General features: G+C 62.3%; 22 protein-coding genes. 11 read left to right on the top strand and 11 right to left on the bottom strand.

Annotation, left to right across the window (positions count from 1 at the left end):
* Nucleotides 1-68 precede the first annotated feature (68 nt).
* The 3 genes from BR24_RS01360 to BR24_RS01350 all read left to right on the top strand — a co-directional run bounded on the left by BR24_RS01360 (nucleotide 69) and on the right by BR24_RS01350 (nucleotide 1,929).
* On the top strand, nucleotides 69-803 hold the full coding sequence (locus BR24_RS01360) for an acyl-[acyl-carrier-protein] thioesterase (RefSeq protein WP_496539721.1): 735 nt from the start codon (nucleotides 69-71) through the stop codon (nucleotides 801-803).
* The gene (locus BR24_RS01355; protein WP_496539720.1) at nucleotides 800-1,222 is read left to right on the top strand and encodes a GNAT family N-acetyltransferase; all 423 of its coding nucleotides are present in this window, start codon (nucleotides 800-802) and stop codon (nucleotides 1,220-1,222) included. The genes BR24_RS01360 and BR24_RS01355 overlap by 4 nt, the downstream gene beginning before the upstream one ends.
* A 74-nt stretch (nucleotides 1,223-1,296) precedes the next feature.
* Entirely contained in the window at nucleotides 1,297-1,929 is a 633-nt protein-coding gene (locus BR24_RS01350; protein WP_496539719.1) for a hypothetical protein, read from the top strand.
* A gap of 20 nt (nucleotides 1,930-1,949) precedes the next feature.
* Here BR24_RS01350 and deoA read toward each other — a convergent pair whose 3' ends face one another.
* The 3 genes from deoA to BR24_RS01335 are packed head-to-tail and all read right to left on the bottom strand — an operon-like array spanning nucleotide 1,950 to nucleotide 4,749.
* On the bottom strand, nucleotides 1,950-3,254 hold the full coding sequence (deoA, locus tag BR24_RS01345; RefSeq protein WP_496539718.1) for a thymidine phosphorylase: 1,305 nt from the start codon (nucleotides 3,252-3,254) through the stop codon (nucleotides 1,950-1,952).
* Nucleotides 3,254-3,661 carry a cytidine deaminase gene (locus BR24_RS01340; RefSeq protein ID WP_496539717.1) on the bottom strand — a complete coding sequence of 136 codons (408 nt, stop codon included), beginning with the start codon at nucleotides 3,659-3,661 and terminating at the stop codon, nucleotides 3,254-3,256. The genes deoA and BR24_RS01340 overlap by 1 nt, the downstream gene beginning before the upstream one ends.
* Entirely contained in the window at nucleotides 3,658-4,749 is a 1,092-nt protein-coding gene (locus tag BR24_RS01335) for a glycoside hydrolase family 3 protein (protein ID WP_496539716.1), read from the bottom strand. Before BR24_RS01335 ends, BR24_RS01340 begins: the two co-directional genes overlap by 4 nt.
* A gap of 82 nt (nucleotides 4,750-4,831) precedes the next feature.
* Here BR24_RS01335 and BR24_RS01330 point away from each other — a divergent pair, with 82 nt between their 5' ends.
* The 3 genes from BR24_RS01330 (at nucleotide 4,832) to BR24_RS01320 (ending at nucleotide 7,529) form a co-directional block, all read left to right on the top strand.
* Nucleotides 4,832-5,842, top strand: coding sequence for a rhomboid family intramembrane serine protease (locus BR24_RS01330; protein ID WP_496539715.1), 1,011 nt, complete (start codon nucleotides 4,832-4,834; stop codon nucleotides 5,840-5,842).
* Between the two features lie 74 nt (nucleotides 5,843-5,916).
* A complete protein-coding gene (locus tag BR24_RS01325; protein ID WP_496539714.1) occupies nucleotides 5,917-6,696 on the top strand; it encodes a metal ABC transporter ATP-binding protein in 780 nt (259 codons plus the stop codon).
* Between the two features lie 2 nt (nucleotides 6,697-6,698).
* Nucleotides 6,699-7,529 carry a metal ABC transporter permease gene (locus BR24_RS01320; RefSeq protein WP_496539713.1) on the top strand — a complete coding sequence of 277 codons (831 nt, stop codon included), beginning with the start codon at nucleotides 6,699-6,701 and terminating at the stop codon, nucleotides 7,527-7,529.
* Here the strand turns inward: BR24_RS01320 and BR24_RS01315 are convergent.
* Nucleotides 7,507-7,941 carry a hypothetical protein gene (locus BR24_RS01315; protein ID WP_496539712.1) on the bottom strand — a complete coding sequence of 145 codons (435 nt, stop codon included), beginning with the start codon at nucleotides 7,939-7,941 and terminating at the stop codon, nucleotides 7,507-7,509. The genes BR24_RS01320 and BR24_RS01315 overlap by 23 nt on opposite strands.
* Nucleotides 7,942-8,046: 105 nt before the next feature.
* Here BR24_RS01315 and BR24_RS01310 point away from each other — a divergent pair, with 105 nt between their 5' ends.
* A complete protein-coding gene (locus tag BR24_RS01310) occupies nucleotides 8,047-8,421 on the top strand; it encodes a hypothetical protein (RefSeq protein WP_496539711.1) in 375 nt (124 codons plus the stop codon).
* A 7-nt stretch (nucleotides 8,422-8,428) separates the two neighbouring features.
* Here the strand turns inward: BR24_RS01310 and BR24_RS01305 are convergent, their stop codons facing one another.
* Together BR24_RS01305 and BR24_RS01300 are read right to left on the bottom strand one after the other, a co-directional pair.
* Nucleotides 8,429-8,839, bottom strand: a complete 411-nt coding sequence (locus BR24_RS01305) for a response regulator (RefSeq protein WP_496539710.1) — start codon at nucleotides 8,837-8,839, stop codon at nucleotides 8,429-8,431.
* A gap of 7 nt (nucleotides 8,840-8,846) precedes the next feature.
* Nucleotides 8,847-9,464, bottom strand: a complete 618-nt coding sequence (locus BR24_RS01300; RefSeq protein WP_496539709.1) for a D-sedoheptulose 7-phosphate isomerase — start codon at nucleotides 9,462-9,464, stop codon at nucleotides 8,847-8,849.
* 160 nt (nucleotides 9,465-9,624) lie between these two features.
* Between BR24_RS01300 and purU the strand changes: the two genes are divergently transcribed.
* Complete coding sequence (gene purU / locus BR24_RS01295; RefSeq protein ID WP_496539708.1) at nucleotides 9,625-10,506, top strand: formyltetrahydrofolate deformylase; 882 nt, start codon at nucleotides 9,625-9,627, stop codon at nucleotides 10,504-10,506.
* A gap of 18 nt (nucleotides 10,507-10,524) precedes the next feature.
* Here the strand turns inward: purU and BR24_RS01290 are convergent, their stop codons facing one another.
* On the bottom strand, nucleotides 10,525-12,102 hold the full coding sequence (locus BR24_RS01290; protein ID WP_496539707.1) for a hypothetical protein: 1,578 nt from the start codon (nucleotides 12,100-12,102) through the stop codon (nucleotides 10,525-10,527).
* A 109-nt stretch (nucleotides 12,103-12,211) separates the two neighbouring features.
* Between BR24_RS01290 and BR24_RS01285 the strand changes: the two genes are divergently transcribed.
* Nucleotides 12,212-12,520, top strand: coding sequence for a zinc-ribbon domain-containing protein (locus tag BR24_RS01285; protein ID WP_496539706.1), 309 nt, complete (start codon nucleotides 12,212-12,214; stop codon nucleotides 12,518-12,520).
* Here the strand turns inward: BR24_RS01285 and BR24_RS01280 are convergent, their stop codons facing one another.
* Genes BR24_RS01280 through BR24_RS01265 form a run of 4 tightly spaced genes read right to left on the bottom strand, consistent with a single transcriptional unit; the run spans nucleotide 12,521 to nucleotide 14,660 of the window.
* A complete protein-coding gene (locus tag BR24_RS01280) occupies nucleotides 12,521-13,012 on the bottom strand; it encodes a hypothetical protein (RefSeq protein ID WP_496539705.1) in 492 nt (163 codons plus the stop codon).
* Nucleotides 13,009-13,224, bottom strand: a complete 216-nt coding sequence (locus BR24_RS01275; RefSeq protein WP_496539704.1) for a DNA-binding protein — start codon at nucleotides 13,222-13,224, stop codon at nucleotides 13,009-13,011. Before BR24_RS01275 ends, BR24_RS01280 begins: the two co-directional genes overlap by 4 nt.
* A gap of 59 nt (nucleotides 13,225-13,283) precedes the next feature.
* Nucleotides 13,284-14,237 (bottom strand): glycosyltransferase family protein, encoded by a 954-nt coding sequence (locus BR24_RS01270; protein WP_496539703.1) that lies wholly within the window; start codon nucleotides 14,235-14,237, stop codon nucleotides 13,284-13,286.
* 57 nt (nucleotides 14,238-14,294) lie between these two features.
* Nucleotides 14,295-14,660: a YidH family protein gene (locus tag BR24_RS01265; protein WP_496539702.1), complete on the bottom strand. Its 366-nt coding sequence runs from the start codon at nucleotides 14,658-14,660 to the stop codon at nucleotides 14,295-14,297.
* A gap of 103 nt (nucleotides 14,661-14,763) precedes the next feature.
* Between BR24_RS01265 and BR24_RS01260 the strand changes: the two genes are divergently transcribed.
* Nucleotides 14,764-15,711, top strand: a complete 948-nt coding sequence (locus BR24_RS01260) for a 4Fe-4S binding protein (protein WP_496539701.1) — start codon at nucleotides 14,764-14,766, stop codon at nucleotides 15,709-15,711.
* Nucleotides 15,702-16,148, top strand: a complete 447-nt coding sequence (locus BR24_RS01255; RefSeq protein ID WP_496539700.1) for a DUF5680 domain-containing protein — start codon at nucleotides 15,702-15,704, stop codon at nucleotides 16,146-16,148. The genes BR24_RS01260 and BR24_RS01255 overlap by 10 nt, the downstream gene beginning before the upstream one ends.
* The last annotated feature ends 12 nt before the right edge of the window (nucleotides 16,149-16,160 follow it).

Raw genomic sequence — 16,160 nt, 5'->3', positions numbered from 1 at the left:
CGTCTATTGACATCCTTTCCCTTTCTAGACCAAGTTGCTGATGCAACCAGAATCAAGGATATACAGTCATGAATCTCATACACACCAGCACCTACCGCCTTCGCTCCTATGAAGTGGACTCCGAAAACAGAGCGTTTCTGACCGCGCTGTGCAACATGCTTCAGGACGCCGCCTCCATGCACGCGGCCGAACTGGGCTTCGGCTATGGCGACCTGCACCGCCTCGGCCGGGCGTGGGTCCTCTCCCGCGCCTTCATCCACATGGACTCGCTGCCGGGCTTCGGCACCGAGGTGGAGGTGGAGACGTGGCCCTCCGGCAACCAGAAGACCGTTGCCACCCGCGACTTTCTGCTCAAGAACGGCGATACCATCGGTCGCGGCACCAGCGCATGGGCCGTCATCGACATCAAGGACCGCAAGGCTGTCTCCCCCGAGTCGCTCATCGCGGACCGCGACATCCCGCAGATCCCACGCGCCCTTGAATTCGAATCAAGGGCGGTCAAGCGGATTCGCGAAGGGGAACACGCTACAACGGTGTGCGCCAGATACGGCGACCACGACACCAACGGCCACGTGAACAGCATGCGTTCGGTGGAATACTGCCTTGAGGCGGTTCCGGAATCGTGGCGGCGAGACCGGGTCTGTGTGGGCGGCGACGTGCAGTTCCGCGCGGAATGCTTTGCCGGAGACGAACTGCGCTCCATCGCCTCCCCACAGGAGGACGGCACCATGCTGCACACCCTCATCAGGCAGTCGGACCAGCGTGAGACCGCGCGCATGAAGACATGGTGGGAATCGCGATGAGCCTGCTGCTGCTCGACTCCTGCCTTGGAGTGGACTGGCACGACGCAGCCGAACTCATGCGCAGGGCTCCCCTTGCTGACCGCAAGCCGGACATGATCCGGCGCTGCTTCGAGAACAGCGACCTCGTCTGCTTTGCCGTGCAGGATGGAAAGCTTGTCGGCATGGCCCGGATGCTCTCGGACCACATCTGCCAGGCCGTACTCTATGACCTGTGCGTACATCCCGATCTTCAGGGCCACGGCATCGGAGGCAGCATCCTCAAGCGGCTGCTCTCGCGGTGCGACGCGCCCAACGTGGTGCTCTGGGCGGTGCCGGGCAAGGAGCCTTTCTATCTTCGCTACGGCTTCCGCCCCATGAAAACCGCCATGGCCAACTTTGCCGATCCAGAATCACAGCATGAAAAAGGCTATATTTCCTGACCAGAAGGACGCCCTTTCCGTGGGCATGACTCTTGCTTTCTTTACCGGCAGGCAAACTTTGCCGGGAGAAAGCGATGACCACGATCAGCAGTTCATACGGGGCGGGTTCCGCGGATGCTCTGGAGCTTCTGCGGAACAAACGGCAGGAGCGGGAAGCGTTTTCCCTGACCGAAACCTTCCTCTCCACCGAAGGCGTGGAGGTGGAAGACAAGGCAACCGACGCGGAGCAGCAGTCCTCGGGCTTCCACGTTCGCTCCCTCACGCCCGAAGAGGAGCGAAGGCTCGAGCAGCTGCGGGACATGCTCGACGGCATCCTGCTCGAGATGGGCGACGAGCCCACCGGAGCGCAGAAGCGGCGCATCCGCGAGATCGAGAAGGAGATGTCGGAGATAACCGGCGTCGAGATTCACACCAAGCTCTCATCCGGCCTGAACGCCCTCGACCGCGACACCAGCGACGAGGATGAGGAATCCGGCGATCAGGCCGCCGGACTGCCGGATCGCACCGGCTTCATGCTGGACCAGTCCATTGCGCGGAGAAGCCGCCCGGACGCCGGGGGCACCTCGTCCGGCAACGGCATCATGAACTTCATGCAGGAGATGGCCTCCACGGCCTACAACCGTCAGGCAGCGGCCACGGGCAGCGCGGAGGTCCCCGGAGCCTATGCCCTTCTCGGCAGCGGCACGACGTTCGACAGCAAAGTCTGACCCGCTCCCGCAAGCTCCGCTCAGGCCCGCTCCAGCACCGGCCCGCCCTGAGCGACATACCCTTCATCAGCGACCCGAACCGCGCTTCGCACAGCCGCTTTCACTGATTCAGCCCGGTCCTTGTCCGTGGAATGAATAAGGCACAGCGGCTCTCCCGCCTCCAGCCGATCACCGATGCGAACCATGGACGTCAGGCCCACGGCAGGGTTCACGCTGTCCTCCGGACGCCTGCGGCCGCCTCCGAGTTCCACCACCGCCACACCCAGCGCGCGGGCATCCATTTCCGTAACCACTCCCGCACGTTGGGCTGTCACCGGCACCCGCACCGGAGCCTGCGGCAAGATCTTTTCGAAATTCTCCACCAAATCGGAAGCCCCGCCCAAGCGGGCCACCATGCGGCCGAAGCGCTCCGCCGCCCGTCCGGTGTCCAGCGCCTGACGCAGCATGGACTCGGCGGTCTCGTCGGAGTCGGCCAGTCCGCCAAGCCGAAGCATCCGCACACCGAGCGCAAGCACTACCGCCTCCAGCCTCGGGTCGCGATCTCCGGTCAGGAAGCGGATCGTCTCGGCCACCTCCACGGCATTGCCCGCGCACGGGGCAAGCGGCTGGCTCATGTCAGTGACCAGCGCCTCACACGGCAGGCCCGCGCCCCGGGCGACCTCACGGATCCTTCGTGCGAGCTCGCGCGATTTCTCCCGCGTCGGCATGAACGCTCCCGAGCCGGTCTTGACATCCATCACCAGACCGTCAAGCCCGGCTGCGAGTTTTTTGGAAAGAATGGAAGCAGTTATGAGTGGAACGGACTCCACTGTGGCCGTCACGTCCCGTATGGCGTAGAACACACGGTCCGCGGGGGCGAGGTCGCGGGTCTGGCCGATGATGGCACAGCCTGCCTCGGCAACCGTCCCGCGAAACAGCGACTCGTCCGGAGTCGCGTCGTAGCCGGGGATGGATTCGAGCTTGTCCAGCGTGCCTCCGGTATGCCCGAGGCCGCGTCCCGATATCATGGGGACATACCCGCCGCAGGCCGCCACCAGCGGGCCGAGCGCGAGGCTCACGAGATCGCCCACGCCGCCCGTGGAGTGCTTGTCCAGCACGGGGCCGTTCATGTCCCACGCGAGCGTCCTGCCGGATTCCGTCATGGCTCGCGTAAGCGCGACGGATTCATCCATGCTCATGCCGCTGAAAAAGACCGCCATGCCAAACGCGGCCACCTGCCCTTCGCTCACCGAGCCGTCCACCATGCCGCGCACGAAGTCCGCGATATCGGCCTCGGACACGGACTGCCCGTCACGCTTTCGGCGGATGATCTCCTGAGGCAGCATCAGTTGCTTTCCCTCATGGCAAAAGCGTCTGGCAGCAGCTGCTCCACGGTCCACTCCATCTGCTCCGGCCCCTTGCAGACGGCCCTGACCGGGGCCTGCGCAGCCATGAATTCGGCAAGCACCTGACGGCACGCGCCGCACGGGCTGACCGCGTTTTCCGTCGGGGTGTACAACACCAGTGCCTGAATGCTTCCGGGACGCACACCCGAAGCGACCGCCGCAAAGACCGCGTTGCGCTCGGCACAGCTCGTCAGACCGTAGGAAGCATTCTCCACGTTGCAGCCGCGGTGAACGGCTCCGTTCTCGTCAAGCAGCGCGGCTCCCACGGGAAATCCGCTTGCCGGGACATAGGCGTTGCGGACCGCGTGCCGCGCCGCATGCTCCAGTTCCTGCCACGGGATGGTCATGGTTCCTCCTTGATTTGATCCTTCAGCCTCATGATTCGCTCAAAGGACTGCCGTATACGAGCTTCCGATATTTCCCCGGAATGTACCAGACCCAGAATCGTGTCGTAAGCCTTTCTCATGATCTGCGGATCGTACCGCAGGTTGTTGCCGTAGAGCATGATGTCCGCCCCGGCGCGGATGGCGAGCTTGAGAGCGGTGCGCATGCCGTAGCTGTCGCGGATGGCGCGCATGTCCATGTCATCGGTTATCACCACGCCGTCCCAGCCGAGCCGCTGACGCAGGGTGGAGCCGATGACTCTGCCGGACAGCGTTGCCGGGTGCTTCGGGTCGAGGGAAGCGTTGAAGACGTGGGCGGTCATGATCATGCCGCCGTATCCCTCATCGATAAGCGTTTTGTACGGAGCCAGCTCGTGTTTGGACCATGTTTCGGTCACGTCCGTCAGGCCCTTGTGGCTGTCGGCCATGGCGCTGCCGTGACCGGGAAAATGCTTGAGGCAGGGGATGACACCGTGTTCGCGGAGCCCCCCTGCAAAGGCCGCGGCGTGAGCGGCGACATCGCGTGGGTCGGCAGAAAAACTCCGCCCCAATGCGCCGATGGCAGGGCTGGCCGGGGTCACGTTCACATCGACTACCGGGGCGAAATCCATGTTGATGCCGTTCTGCGAAAGCACCCGACCAACGATGCGTCCGGCGGCGCCGCTGGCCACGGGGCCGTCCGCTCCGAGCCTCTCCGCGGACGGAGTCTCCGGAAATCCCCAGCGACTCTTCAACCGCTGAACCTTGCCGCCTTCCTGATCCACCGCAATAAAGAGCGGGATGTCGGCCCGTGACTGTAGCGACTCCGTGAGCCTCTGCAACTGCGCCGGGCTTTTGATGTTGCGGTCGAAGACCTCGCGCTCCACGTCGTAGTCGAACAGCACCACGCCGCCGAGGTGTCGGTCCTCGATATCCCGAATGACCGGACTTTCTTCGTCAACGGCCATGCCTCGGAATCCGGTCATGAGCATCTGCCCGACCATTACTTCCACGGAAGCGCCCAAGGCCGGGACAGGGACAAGCAAAAGAAGGATGAAGATGAATGATCGCATGGTCAGGTGATAGAATTAAACCGCATCCGGCGCAAGGCTCACGGCCTTTTCTTGCGGGTGTTTTGCGCGTAGTGTCGGGCGCATGGAAGAAGAATACGGCTCCAGGTCCGCAAAACCCGGTCCGCACGGTGAGTGGCAGGAAGTTCCCCCGCATCTGCCGCAGGGGCGCCGAAACCTGTCCCGCGCCGAGGCGCGTCGGTTCGAGCTCGTGCTGCTCTCGCGAGAGGTACCCCACCGCATCAAGCGGCTGCGCCCGGACGAAGGCGGCGGCTGGACCATCATGGTCCGCCCCGGCCTGCTGGAAACGGCTGCAGACGAAATCGAAAGCTACATCGAGGAAAACCGGCCGAGGCTGTTCCGCTCGCTGGTAGATCCGGACCTGCCGCCCAAGACCGGCCTTCAGGCCACGGCGGCGGTCATGTTCTGCCTGCTGATGTTCCATGCGCTCACCCTGCGCGCATTTCCGGATTTCGACCTCTACGCGGGGGACTGGGCTCGGGTGGGCAGCGCGGACGCGGCCCGGATTCTGGGCGGCCAGTGGTGGCGGGCGGTCACCGCGCTGACCCTGCACGGAGACTGGGCGCACGTCACCGCCAACGTGCTCATCGGCGGCACCCTTTGCTGGCTCTGCTGCCGCCGCATCGGCACCGGCGCGGCATGGCTGGGCGTGGTGCTGGGTGGAACGGCGGGCAACCTCGTCAACGCTTACGTGCTCGGCGCTCCACACGATGCCGTGGGGTTTTCCACGGCGGTCTTCGCCGCAGCGGGGATTCTCTCCGGCGCGCGCCCCTTTGCCGAACGCGCCGACCCGGATCGCCCCTTCCCAGAGCGGTTCGGACGGCTGCTGCGAGAAGCCTTCGTGCCTCTCGCCGCCGGGCTGGGACTGCTGGCCATGCTCGGCTCGGGCAATGCGGACGGGCGCACCGATCTGGGTGCGCACCTGTTCGGCTTCGCCTGCGGCCTGCCGCTGGGCATCCTTGCCGGATGGCTCCGCAGGCGCGGCATTCGCTTCGAGGGCCGCGACCTGTTGCCCGGCACGGCTGCATTGGCGCTCCCGGTGCTCTGCTGGTATCTGGCATTTGCCGCCGGCTGATGACGGGCGTTGCATAATCGGGAAAAAATGCTATCTTTCCCGAACCGTACCTTACCGAAACCCGGAAAGCAGCCATGCCCGACATTGAACTGAAAGACGTGAACGTGGTCCTCGGCGGCTCCATCATTCTGGAAGATGTGAGCCTCGAGGTGGAGCACGGCGATTATCTGGCGGTCCTCGGGCCCAACGGAGGGGGAAAGTCCACCCTGCTCAAGGTCATGCTCGGCCTCATCGAGCCGGACTCCGGCGCGGTGCGCATTCTTGACATGCCCCCCGGCGAGGCGGGCGGTCGCATCGGGTATCTTCCGCAATACACGCACGTATCCCCGTCCTTCCCCATCACGGCCCTTGATGCCGTGCGCATGGGACTGGTCTCCCCCGGACGCGGCATGTTCGGCCTGAACAGAAACGGCGACGAGGTCAAGCAGGCCATGCACGCGCTTGAACGAGTGGGCATGGAGCATCACGCCGGCAAGCGAGTCAGCGACCTCTCGGGCGGGCAGAAGCAACGCACCTTCATCGCGCGGGCTCTCGTCTCCGAACCGGAAATACTCTTGTTGGACGAACCCACCTCCAGCGTGGACTCCCGAAACCGGGTGCACCTTTTCGACCTGCTCACCGAGTTGAACAAGGAAATGACCGTGGTGATGGTCAGCCACGACATCTCGGCCGTGGCGACCAGCGTCAAATCCATCGCCTGCGTGAACAGAACCCTGCATTTCCACCCTGCCCCGACAATCACCAGCGACATGGTGAGCCTGTCCTACGGTGGCGAAGACAGCTGCTGTCCCGTGGAACTGGTGACGCACGGCGACATCCCGCACCGCGTCCTTCTCAAACACGACCAGGATTGAACATGGAACTCCTCGACGCCCTGCAATTCGAATTTTTCCGCAACGCCCTGACGGCGGGCCTGCTCGCAAGCGTGTTGTGCGGCGTAATCGGCTCGTTGGTGGTGGTGAACAGGCTGGTGTTTCTGGCGGGCGGCGTGGCCCACGCAGCATACGGAGGCGTGGGGCTTGCGGTGCTCCTCGGCCTGCCGATCCTTCCCGTCACATCCTGCTTCGCGGTCCTCGCGGCCATGATCATGGCCATGGTAACGCTCAAGGTAAAGGAGCGCTCGGACACGGTCATCGGCGTCATCTGGGCGGCAGGGATGGCGTTCGGAGTGATCCTGCTGGACATTGCGCCGGGCTACAACGTGGACCTCATGAGCTACCTTTTCGGCAGCATCATGGCGGTTGCGCATGCGGATCTCTGGCTCATGGGGCTGCTCGCTGCCGTGGTCCCGGTGGTGGTGTTCACGTGGTTCCGGGGCTTCGCCACCATGAGCTTCGACGAGGACTTCGCCCGGGCCAGAGGGTTGCCCGTGGACTTCCTGTACTACCTGCTCATCGGCATGGTGGCGCTGTGCGTGGTGACGCTGATTCGCGTGGTGGGGCTGATTCTGGTCATCGCCATGCTGACCATTCCGCCTTTCATAGCGGAGCGCCGGGCGCGCTCCCTCGGCAGGATGATGATCACGGCCACCCTTCTGGGAGGCATGTTCTGCCTGATCGGACTGGCGCTGGCCTACTGGTTCGACCTGACCTCGGGCGCGGCGATCATCGCCGTGGCGGCCACGGCCTTCTTCCTGTCGCTGGCGCTGCCGGAGAGACGGAGCGTCACTCCTTCAGCCAACCCCTGAGCATGGTCTGCATTTCGGACTCGACCATCCCCTCCACCCGGACCAGATCGGGTTTGGCCCGCGCGAACCACACCGTGACCACGCTGCCTGGCCTGAGCTGCTGCCAGTAGGCTTCTTTCAGGATCACCTTGGCCGTGCGGGTGTAGCCGTCGTTGTCCACGTACTTGAAGGTGATCGTGTGCCACGGAGACTCGAAGGAAGTGCTGGTGTTGCTCTTTTCCTTGAGCAGCACCTCTCCGGTCGTCTTGGTCTCTCCGAGCAGCCTGATCCGCTCTTCACGGATCATCTGGTACGGGACTTTGTAGAGCAGCCACAGGAACAGAAGCGTCAGCCCGACCGCCAGAAAGAGCTGGATGCCCTTCTTGAGCCGGATGCTGAACGAAAGCGAGGGGTCGAGCATTTGCTTGAACATGGCAGTTACCTACCCGAGGTCATGGCGAACTTGCAAGCAGGATGTGCATCAAACGGCTTGCCTTCCGAACGCTTGTGCGTAAGATGGGCGCCCCGGAGAAGCCCAATGCCCAAGACCTTGCAGCTCATAGAACTAACCATTGGACGCATGTCCGCCATAGTCAGGCGCGACGAAGCTCACGAAGCCCTGCGCAGCCTTGGGGAAGACCCCAGAGACGTCAGGCTGGGTTGGTGGGTGTTGGCGTGCGGCGACGCCTTCGATCCCGACGACTTCGAGCAACGCGAGGCCGCGCGCGAGCGACTCCTCGACGAGCTGCAGGCAAAGGGCGTGGTTCTGCCCGAATACATCTGGGTCTGGGATGATCATCCCCGGGCGCAGCTGGTCATCACCTCGCTGCCCAGCGAGGAGCGCGCCGAACGCGTCGCCGAGCACCTTCGCAAAAAGGGGCTGGACATCCGGGTGCGGCGCGAAGACTTCTAATCCCTTTCTACCCGGTCAATCCAAGAGACTGAACCTCTTCCTCCAGACGCTCCATGCGCACGGGCTTGGTGATAAAGGACACTGCCTTTCCGTGGATGAAGGCCCGCGATGCCGTGGCGTCGTCATCCAGTGCGGTGGTGATGATGACGTGCACCTGATCTTCCTCTGACACCTCGGCCCTGCCCTCGATTTCCCGCAGGGTTTCCAGCGTCTGCTGACCGTTCATGCCCGGCAGCATGATGTCCAGCACAACGAGGTCGAACGGCTTTCCGTCCTTGTGGGCCTGCTCGAAAAGCGTGACCGCCTCTTCGCCGGTTTCCACGCAGACGCATTCGCCCCACTGCTGCATGACCATGCGCAGGAACTCGCGGGTGACCATGGTGTCCTCGACAACCAGTGTCTTGAGTGTATTGCTCATATGGAGATCAGCCTCCCTGAAGGAACGGTTGCAGTTCGGCCACGGACTCGAAAAGAAAATGGTCCACGAGGTGGCAGATGACGTGCCCCGCGGCGATGTGAATTTCCTGAACGACCGGCGTGTCGCCGCACGGGACCTGAATGAGATAGTCGCTCGCCGCCATCATGTCCCCGCCGTTCTGGCCGGTCATGCCGATGGTGGTGACATCGCGGCTTCTGGCCTCCCTGAGCGCGCGCAGCACGTTGGCGCTTGTGCCCGAGGTTGACATGCCCACCAGAACGTCGCCCGGACGGGCAAGGGCCTGCACCTGCTTCTCGAAGACCTGATCAAAGGAATAGTCGTTGCCGACGGCGGTGAGAATGGAGGTGTCTGTGGTCAGGGCCAGCCCGGGAAGCGGCGGCCGCTCCATCTTGAAACGGTTGACGAACTCTGCGGCGAGATGCTGACTGTCGGCGGCGCTACCGCCGTTGCCGCAGAACATGACCTTGCCGCCGCGGGCAAGGCTGACTGCTATTGCGCGGGCCACGTCCACCATCTGCTCGGCCTTGGTCTGGAAGAACTGCTCCCGGACCTCAAGCCCCAAACTGGCGTGATCCATGACCTTTTTAAGCGCTGATTCGGACATATCTATACCTCGTAAGGGTCGCTTCGGTTTTCTGGAGTTCCAAGAGATAATGCAAAAAACACTGCCACGCAATACCGGCCGGGCAACCTTCCTGAAAAGGACTTCCGAACCGCGACATTTTCCGGTATGTGACCCGGACGCAATTTTTCAGGAGTCAATCATGAGCGAAAACAATACGGCAACCGTAAGACTGACCATATCCTGCGCCGATCGCCCGGGCATCGTGGCCGCCGTGAGCGGCTTCCTCCAGCAGCGCGGTTTCAACATCGTGCACTCGGACCAGCACTCCACCGACCCGGAAGGCGGCGCGTTCTTCATGCGCAACGAGTTCTGCCTGCCCTCGCAGGACGAGAGCCTCTTCGAGCGGGTCAAGGAAGAGTTCCAGACCGAAGTGGCCGACCCGTTCGGCATGTCGTGGAACATGCATCCGGCATGGAAGCGTCGCAAGACGGCCATCCTCGTCTCCAAACTCGACCACGCCCTCATGGAGCTGCTCTGGCGCTTCCGCCGCGGGGAGCTGGAGACCGACATAACCATGGTGGTGAGCAATCACGAAGACCTGCGACAGTCCGTGGAGAGTTTCGGGGTTCCCTTCCATCACGTGCCGGTGGGCAAGCGCCTGCGCGCCAAGGTGGCGGCCGAGGACGTCATCCTCGACCACATGAAGGGACAGGCCGATCTGGTGGTGCTTGCGCGCTACATGCAGATCCTCACGCCCGAGTTCGTCAGCCACTATCCGGGGCGGATCATCAACATCCACCACTCTTTCCTGCCCGCCTTCGTGGGCGCCGACCCGTACCGCCGAGCCTTCGAGCGCGGCGTCAAGCTCGTGGGCGCAACCGCCCATTATGTCACGGAAGAACTGGACCAGGGGCCGATCATCGAGCAGGACGTGATCCGCGTGAACCACAACCACACCGTGGAAGACCTGAAACGGCACGGCGCGGACATCGAACGCCACGTCCTCGCAAGGGCCGTGCGCTGGCACCTTGAAGACCGCGTCATCGTACACGGCAACAAAACCATCGTATTCAAGCGGTAAAAGAAAAACGTCGAGCGATTATTCGGACGGCGCCGGGGTTGCCTCGGCGCCGTTTTCTTCGCTGCCGCCGACGCCGTAGAGGGCGAGAATCTCGCCGAGGCGGTTCTTGAGATTGGTGCTGGTGCGCGCCACCTGAGGCAGGTTGACCAGCACCATGATGTCTATCCGCAGGCCGCCGCCGGTCCAGAGTTCGCGGATCTTCTCCAGCAGTTCGCCGGAAATCTGGAGCTGCTGCACCGCCTCCATCAGTTGCTTGGCGGTGCGCGGCTTGAACAGTAGCATCCCTTCCCGGGTCGCATCCCTGCCGAAGAGCTTGGAGCGGCGCAGTTTGCCGAGGCCGAGTTCGCCCAGTTCGTCAACGTCCTTCCTGGCAACACGCTTGGCCCGTGCGCTGCGGACCGTCACCTTGCCGCCCTCGCCCTCAGCGCGCTCGCGCAGAATGTACATGAAATGATGTTCGAGCACGAAGAACAGGACATGCTCCAGAGCGGACGAATTGAAGTTTCTGGCGAGCGGCTCGATGCGCTTGGTCTCGCCCGGAATGAACTTCTCGAGCGCCTGAAAAAGGTTCTGCGCGGTAATGCCGATGGCCAGCGCCGCCCCCACGCCAAGGGATACGATCTGGTCATACAGAAACCGGAAATCCTCGTCGCGCTGCTTGCGCTCCTCCCGCGTCCCCTTGTCATTGCCTGACTTCGACTCCATGACGCGCTTGACATAGGCGTCCGCGAAGTCCTGCGCCACGGGGTCCATGCACACGATCCGCGCCGTATTGACATAGTCCTTCTCACGGGTCTCACTCTCGGGCATGAACTCCTGAAGCCCCTTGGTGAGCGAGTTCTGCACCAGCTTCGCCTTGCGGCGCTCCTTGAACCCGGCATCGGTCAGCTCGTACATCTTCTGGATGCGCGTCTTCTCGATCTTCTTGTTGGTCGGGTTGAGCTTGGCGAGGACTTCGTCGAGCATGAAACGCAGCACGAGGAACTTGCTCTCCTTGGAGAGGTCGTAGCGTTTGTTCTCGACCATCTCCTTGAAGGCCTCATGCACGCGACTGGAGACGAACTGCTCCATGAAGGCGTTCCAGAAACGGTGGTCGAGCTCAAACTCTTCGATGAGCGAACTGTACTCCTTGAGCGACCCCTGCCCGAAGTACCGAAGCACCATCTCCTCGAAGTTGTCGGTGATAAGCGCCATGGCGTAGACAATGCCCTGCACCGTCTTGACCAGCAGGGCTTCGCTGCGTTGCAGCTCGGCGGACAGCTTTGGCAGGGAGTCCTTGTCACCGCTGAGTTCCGCCTTTTCATGCCGGGAAACCGCGACCATGAAGGAGTTGCTCACCTTCTGGATGTAGTCGTATCCGGGGTGGCGCCCCCTGTTGCACATCAGGGCTATGACGCTGTTCTGCTGCGCCGCAAGGAGGGGAAATTCATTGATATTGCCATGATTGACACGAATGAATTCCATAAGAAATTCACGCTCGGTGACTTCGCGCAGGGAAGACCGTTCCTTGAGATTGCGGAGCTTCTTTCTGTACGCTGCAAGCCGCTGGGTGCTGTTCAGGTTCTTACCCGAGTCGTTCGCATTCTCTTGTGTCATTCGTTACAACATCCGGTCTAATAGTGGTATATGGCTACCAATACGTCATATTTTCCGCCAATGCAAAGCCCTGCTTGACCAACCTTGCGCATCAGGGCAAACAGAAAGTGTGATCATCTGCAACAAATGCGGCACGCCCAACGAAGATTCGGCCAGATTCTGTGCAAAGTGCCGCAAGAAAATCCAGTCTTCCTGGACTCCGCCGCCTGAGAGTCAGGCCTCCCGGCCTCTGGACTCCTTCCGTCCTGCACAGCTTTCCGGCACCCAGCGCCGGGAGCTCGCCCGGATGGTGGAGGCATGGGTCTATGCGCTCATCCTGCTTCTCGCCGCGGTGGCCTGCCAGATGAACGGCCAGTGGTGGCCCATGTGGGCCGTGCTTTTCGTGGTGGGGCTCGCGGCGCTCGTCAGGCTCCGCTGATCATTGCTCCGAGTCGGCTGCGTTTTCCTGCTCCAGCGCCTCGCGAAGGTCCTCCTCCAGAAGCTGCGGGATCGGCTTGTCCCAGAACTCGTCGGCTTTGCGCTGTTCGGCTTCCTTTTCCGCGCAGCAGGTGACCGGGGCGTAAACGGGGCATTCCGGGGAACTGAACTCCACCAGCCCGCAGTTCTTCTCGGGGTCGAAGGAATAGGGTATGGAACGCGTGATTCGACGCTTGCTGACGCCCTGCACCTTCACGAACTTGCTGCCCACGCCGCAATAGAACTTGGCCTCCTTGTTGGCGTAAAAGACGCTGTAGATGTAGAGCCCGTCCTTGATCTTGCCGACGAGGTTGAACTCGTTGGGGTCCTTGCAAAGCATGCGGGAAAGGACGCTGCGGCAGATGCAGAAATCCATCTCGTCCACACCGCCGGCGCGGGCCGGAACGGCGAACAGCATACACAGAGCGAGGGTCAGCGCGGCGGTTCTGATCATGAGTCGTCCATATCGGTAAGAAAGAGCTGGAAACCGTCCGAGCTGTCGGTTTCACACTGCTCCCGACAGCCAACGCACTGGTAGCTGCCGTCCTTGATGTACCAGACCGCCCGCTCCGAGCATTCGCAGTTGAAGTACTCGTAGACCGAGTCGGCCACGGCTCCGCGGTATCTGCGGTAGCCTTCCTTCTTGATGTATTCGACAAATTTCATTGCAGTCGCGCTCCAGCGGCGCACCGTACAGGACTCATCGGACGATGGGCAAGCGAAGATTAGGGGGCCTCGGCAAGAAGTCGCTCCATCAGCCCGTCCACGGCGGCGAGGCGCACAGAAAGCGGTCGGTACTCGGCAACGTACTCACGGAGTTCGGACGGGAACGGCCGCACAGCATCCAACACGGCCCTGAACTGCTCCACCGTGTCGAACACAAGCTCCTGCGGCAGCAGGTCAGTCGCTCCGGGGAAGTGATGGACAACCGGCCTGACCCCGCGGGCCATGGCCAGATAGAGGAGGTCGTCGGAGGTGGCCCCGCACGCGGTGTGCAGGAAAAACTCCTTGTCCTCCAGCCAGCGGAAGAGGCTGCGTGCCTTGCCTTCGACATGTATCCGGTTGGAAAGCCCCATGGATGCGATGAGGTTGTCCGAGTACAGGGCCAACTCCATGCGCTCCCGCTCGTTCCCGGCGTACTCGCCCGCCACATGCAGGCTCAGGCCAGGATCGGACGAGGCCGCGGCAAAGCACTGCAGAGCCAGCGGATAATTGGCGAAGTAGCACAGGTCGTTGACGAACCCCACCTTTCCGGTGGGGTCGAAGCGCTCCCGGGGCTGAACAGCGTCCATGTCAACGCCGGTCGGGACTATGTGTATGTCCACGCGGGATGCAATGTCGGAGACGGTGAACCGCAGCAGGTCCACGAGATAGGAGGACGTCACGCACAGGGCGTCCACATTGTCCCAGTTGACCACGGTGGCCAGCGTGGTGTGAACCTCGAACCCGCGCAGCAGCGCCACGAGCTTCCCCCGCCGGGGCAGACAGGAGACCGCGGCGGCCACGTCCTGAACACAATCCAGAAAAACGACATCGCCCCACTCGAGCGCCCCCACCACCGCGTCCATATCCGTTCCCGGCACGCAACGCAGGTCGAAATCCTTTTCAAGATGATCGTAGATGGAGTCGTAGGCCCGGTGCCATTTCTCCTGCATGAGGAAGACAACCTTCGGTTTCATACCATGATTCGATACAGGTCCTCCCCCTTCAGGTAAAGAGGAACTCATTATAATCTCCTAGGAAAGCCCAAGAAAAACGAAAGCGAGGACAGAAGCGAACACAACCATCTCCGGCACGAAGAACAATCCGTCGTCGGAGCCGCCCACACGCCTGTTCAGCGCCCGGTAGCGCCATGCGGCAAAGCCTATGCACGCAGGGCCGGCCAGGAGGGAAACGACTCCCATGACGCCCAACCCGGCCACCGCCTCGACCGGACCGCCGAAACCAAGCCGAAGTTTCTCCAGCAGCACGCCCACGCCCATGACCGCGAGCCCGGTCCGGCACCAGGCGAGGAAAGTCCGCTTGTTGGCCAGATCCGTGCGGATGCGGGCAAACTCGTTGCGCTCCCTTGCCAGTTCCAGCTGCTCCTGTGCTCGATCCATGCTCCCTCCGTTTTCCGGAAAACTGACAAAGGTTTCTCATTCCGGTATTGACATACTTCGGCTGCACCGTTCAAATGCAGTCAAACAATCATTTGAATAAACTATGAGAATTCCATTCATCAAGCAATCCACCATCGACTATTGGCGGGAGGGACGCAAGAGCGGCCTCGGCCTGCTGGACCTGATTCACGGCTACGTCTACGGACGGTGGCCCTATCGCTACATCGGCCTTGTTCACGACAAGTATCCCGTGTGGAAATATCTGGCCGCACCGTTCGTCCTTCTCATTGACCGGCACAGCCCCTTCAGACCCGGCAGCGACAGCGCCCCCGGCGACCCTCGGCAGAAAAAGCCCAGCTTTGCGGACACCTACCACGGCAAACCGCTCCCTCTGGATGAGGCCGAAAAACTGGTCCGGCTCGACGTGGCCGTGGACACCACCATGCCGGAGCAGGTCATCCCGTACACTCGCGCCCGCGACATCATACTGGAAGCGCACGACAAGATCGCGGTCCTCGACTGCCCCTGCCGCGCCACCGCGCCCGAGCCCTGCCAGCCGCTGGACGTGTGCCTGATCATCGGCTCGCCCATGGCGGATTTCATTCTGGAACACCATCCGGACCGCTCCAGAAGGATCGACGCGGACGAGGCCGTGCGCATCCTGAAACAGTGCAACGCCCGCGGCAACGTGTCCCATGCCTTTTTCAAGGACGTGATGCTCGGCCGCTTCTACGCCATCTGCAATTGCTGCTCCTGCTGCTGCGGGGCCATGAAGGCCCAGCGAAACGGCGTTGAAATGCTCTGCTCGTCAGGGTACCTTGCAATGGTGGACGACGAAGCCTGCGTCGGCTGCGGCGAGTGCGCGCGCTACTGCCAGTTCAAGGCCATCGGATTTCGCGAACGCAAGGCGTTCATCCGCGAGGACCGCTGCCTCGGCTGCGGCGTGTGTACCAACAAATGCTCCAAGAACGCGCTCACCCTGCGCGAGGCGCCCGAAAAAGGCACGCCGCTCCGCATCGACAAACTCCGGGAGGAAGCCGAATGCAACTGAACAATTTTCTCGTGAACGCCCGCAAGGCCGCAGGCGAGGCGACACTTTCCGATCGTACGAGAATCCCCTCCGGCGGAAATGAGTTCCGCTACGAGGAAAACGGGATGACTTTCGTGGAGCATCGCTACGGGCGCCGCTCACTGGACGGGCGGATGATCATCTACCGCGACGACATTCCGGTGTGGGCCATGTCCTACCACGGACGCGTGCTGACGAGCATCCCTGAGCCAGACGACATTCACGCATTTCTCGAAAAGGCCCTTTCGGGATTCGCCGAGGCGTATCCTCTTCGCGGCCCTGACTACATCGCCGAAGGCAACTGGTCCTACGAGCAGGACACCGAGGGCGACCTGAACGCCTTTCAGGGAGAGGAAAGCGTCTTCTTCAAGGGCATTCGCTGCTTCAGCCTGCAGTTTCTCGGCGGCGTCATAGACTGACGCCGCCGGAAC

Source organism: Pseudodesulfovibrio halophilus DSM 5663 (assembly GCF_059568665.1).
Note: the sequence above shows the minus strand (reverse complement) of the source record. Positions and strands in the feature narration are given on the sequence as shown.

Excerpts from the sequence above, each read along its gene's own strand:
- BR24_RS01265 (WP_496539702.1), bottom strand. The coding sequence starts at position 14,660 with ATGGATCGAGCACAGGAGCAGCTGGAACTGGCAAGGGAGCGCAACGAG.
- BR24_RS01335 (WP_496539716.1), bottom strand. The coding sequence starts at position 4,749 with ATGCGATCATTCATCTTCATCCTTCTTTTGCTTGTCCCTGTCCCGGCC.
- BR24_RS01255 (WP_496539700.1), top strand. The coding sequence starts at position 15,702 with ATGCAACTGAACAATTTTCTCGTGAACGCCCGCAAGGCCGCAGGCGAG.
- BR24_RS01325 (WP_496539714.1), top strand. The coding sequence starts at position 5,917 with ATGCCCGACATTGAACTGAAAGACGTGAACGTGGTCCTCGGCGGCTCC.
- BR24_RS01350 (WP_496539719.1), top strand. The coding sequence starts at position 1,297 with ATGACCACGATCAGCAGTTCATACGGGGCGGGTTCCGCGGATGCTCTG.
- BR24_RS01330 (WP_496539715.1), top strand. The coding sequence starts at position 4,832 with ATGGAAGAAGAATACGGCTCCAGGTCCGCAAAACCCGGTCCGCACGGT.
- BR24_RS01270 (WP_496539703.1), bottom strand. The coding sequence starts at position 14,237 with ATGAAACCGAAGGTTGTCTTCCTCATGCAGGAGAAATGGCACCGGGCC.
- BR24_RS01320 (WP_496539713.1), top strand. The coding sequence starts at position 6,699 with ATGGAACTCCTCGACGCCCTGCAATTCGAATTTTTCCGCAACGCCCTG.
- BR24_RS01275 (WP_496539704.1), bottom strand. The coding sequence starts at position 13,224 with ATGAAATTTGTCGAATACATCAAGAAGGAAGGCTACCGCAGATACCGC.
- BR24_RS01315 (WP_496539712.1), bottom strand. The coding sequence starts at position 7,941 with ATGTTCAAGCAAATGCTCGACCCCTCGCTTTCGTTCAGCATCCGGCTC.
- deoA (WP_496539718.1), bottom strand. The coding sequence starts at position 3,254 with ATGCTGCCTCAGGAGATCATCCGCCGAAAGCGTGACGGGCAGTCCGTG.
- BR24_RS01300 (WP_496539709.1), bottom strand. The coding sequence starts at position 9,464 with ATGTCCGAATCAGCGCTTAAAAAGGTCATGGATCACGCCAGTTTGGGG.
- BR24_RS01290 (WP_496539707.1), bottom strand. The coding sequence starts at position 12,102 with ATGACACAAGAGAATGCGAACGACTCGGGTAAGAACCTGAACAGCACC.
- BR24_RS01260 (WP_496539701.1), top strand. The coding sequence starts at position 14,764 with ATGAGAATTCCATTCATCAAGCAATCCACCATCGACTATTGGCGGGAG.
- BR24_RS01360 (WP_496539721.1), top strand. The coding sequence starts at position 69 with ATGAATCTCATACACACCAGCACCTACCGCCTTCGCTCCTATGAAGTG.
- BR24_RS01355 (WP_496539720.1), top strand. The coding sequence starts at position 800 with ATGAGCCTGCTGCTGCTCGACTCCTGCCTTGGAGTGGACTGGCACGAC.
- BR24_RS01305 (WP_496539710.1), bottom strand. The coding sequence starts at position 8,839 with ATGAGCAATACACTCAAGACACTGGTTGTCGAGGACACCATGGTCACC.
- BR24_RS01340 (WP_496539717.1), bottom strand. The coding sequence starts at position 3,661 with ATGACCATCCCGTGGCAGGAACTGGAGCATGCGGCGCGGCACGCGGTC.
- BR24_RS01310 (WP_496539711.1), top strand. The coding sequence starts at position 8,047 with ATGCCCAAGACCTTGCAGCTCATAGAACTAACCATTGGACGCATGTCC.
- BR24_RS01280 (WP_496539705.1), bottom strand. The coding sequence starts at position 13,012 with ATGATCAGAACCGCCGCGCTGACCCTCGCTCTGTGTATGCTGTTCGCC.
- purU (WP_496539708.1), top strand. The coding sequence starts at position 9,625 with ATGAGCGAAAACAATACGGCAACCGTAAGACTGACCATATCCTGCGCC.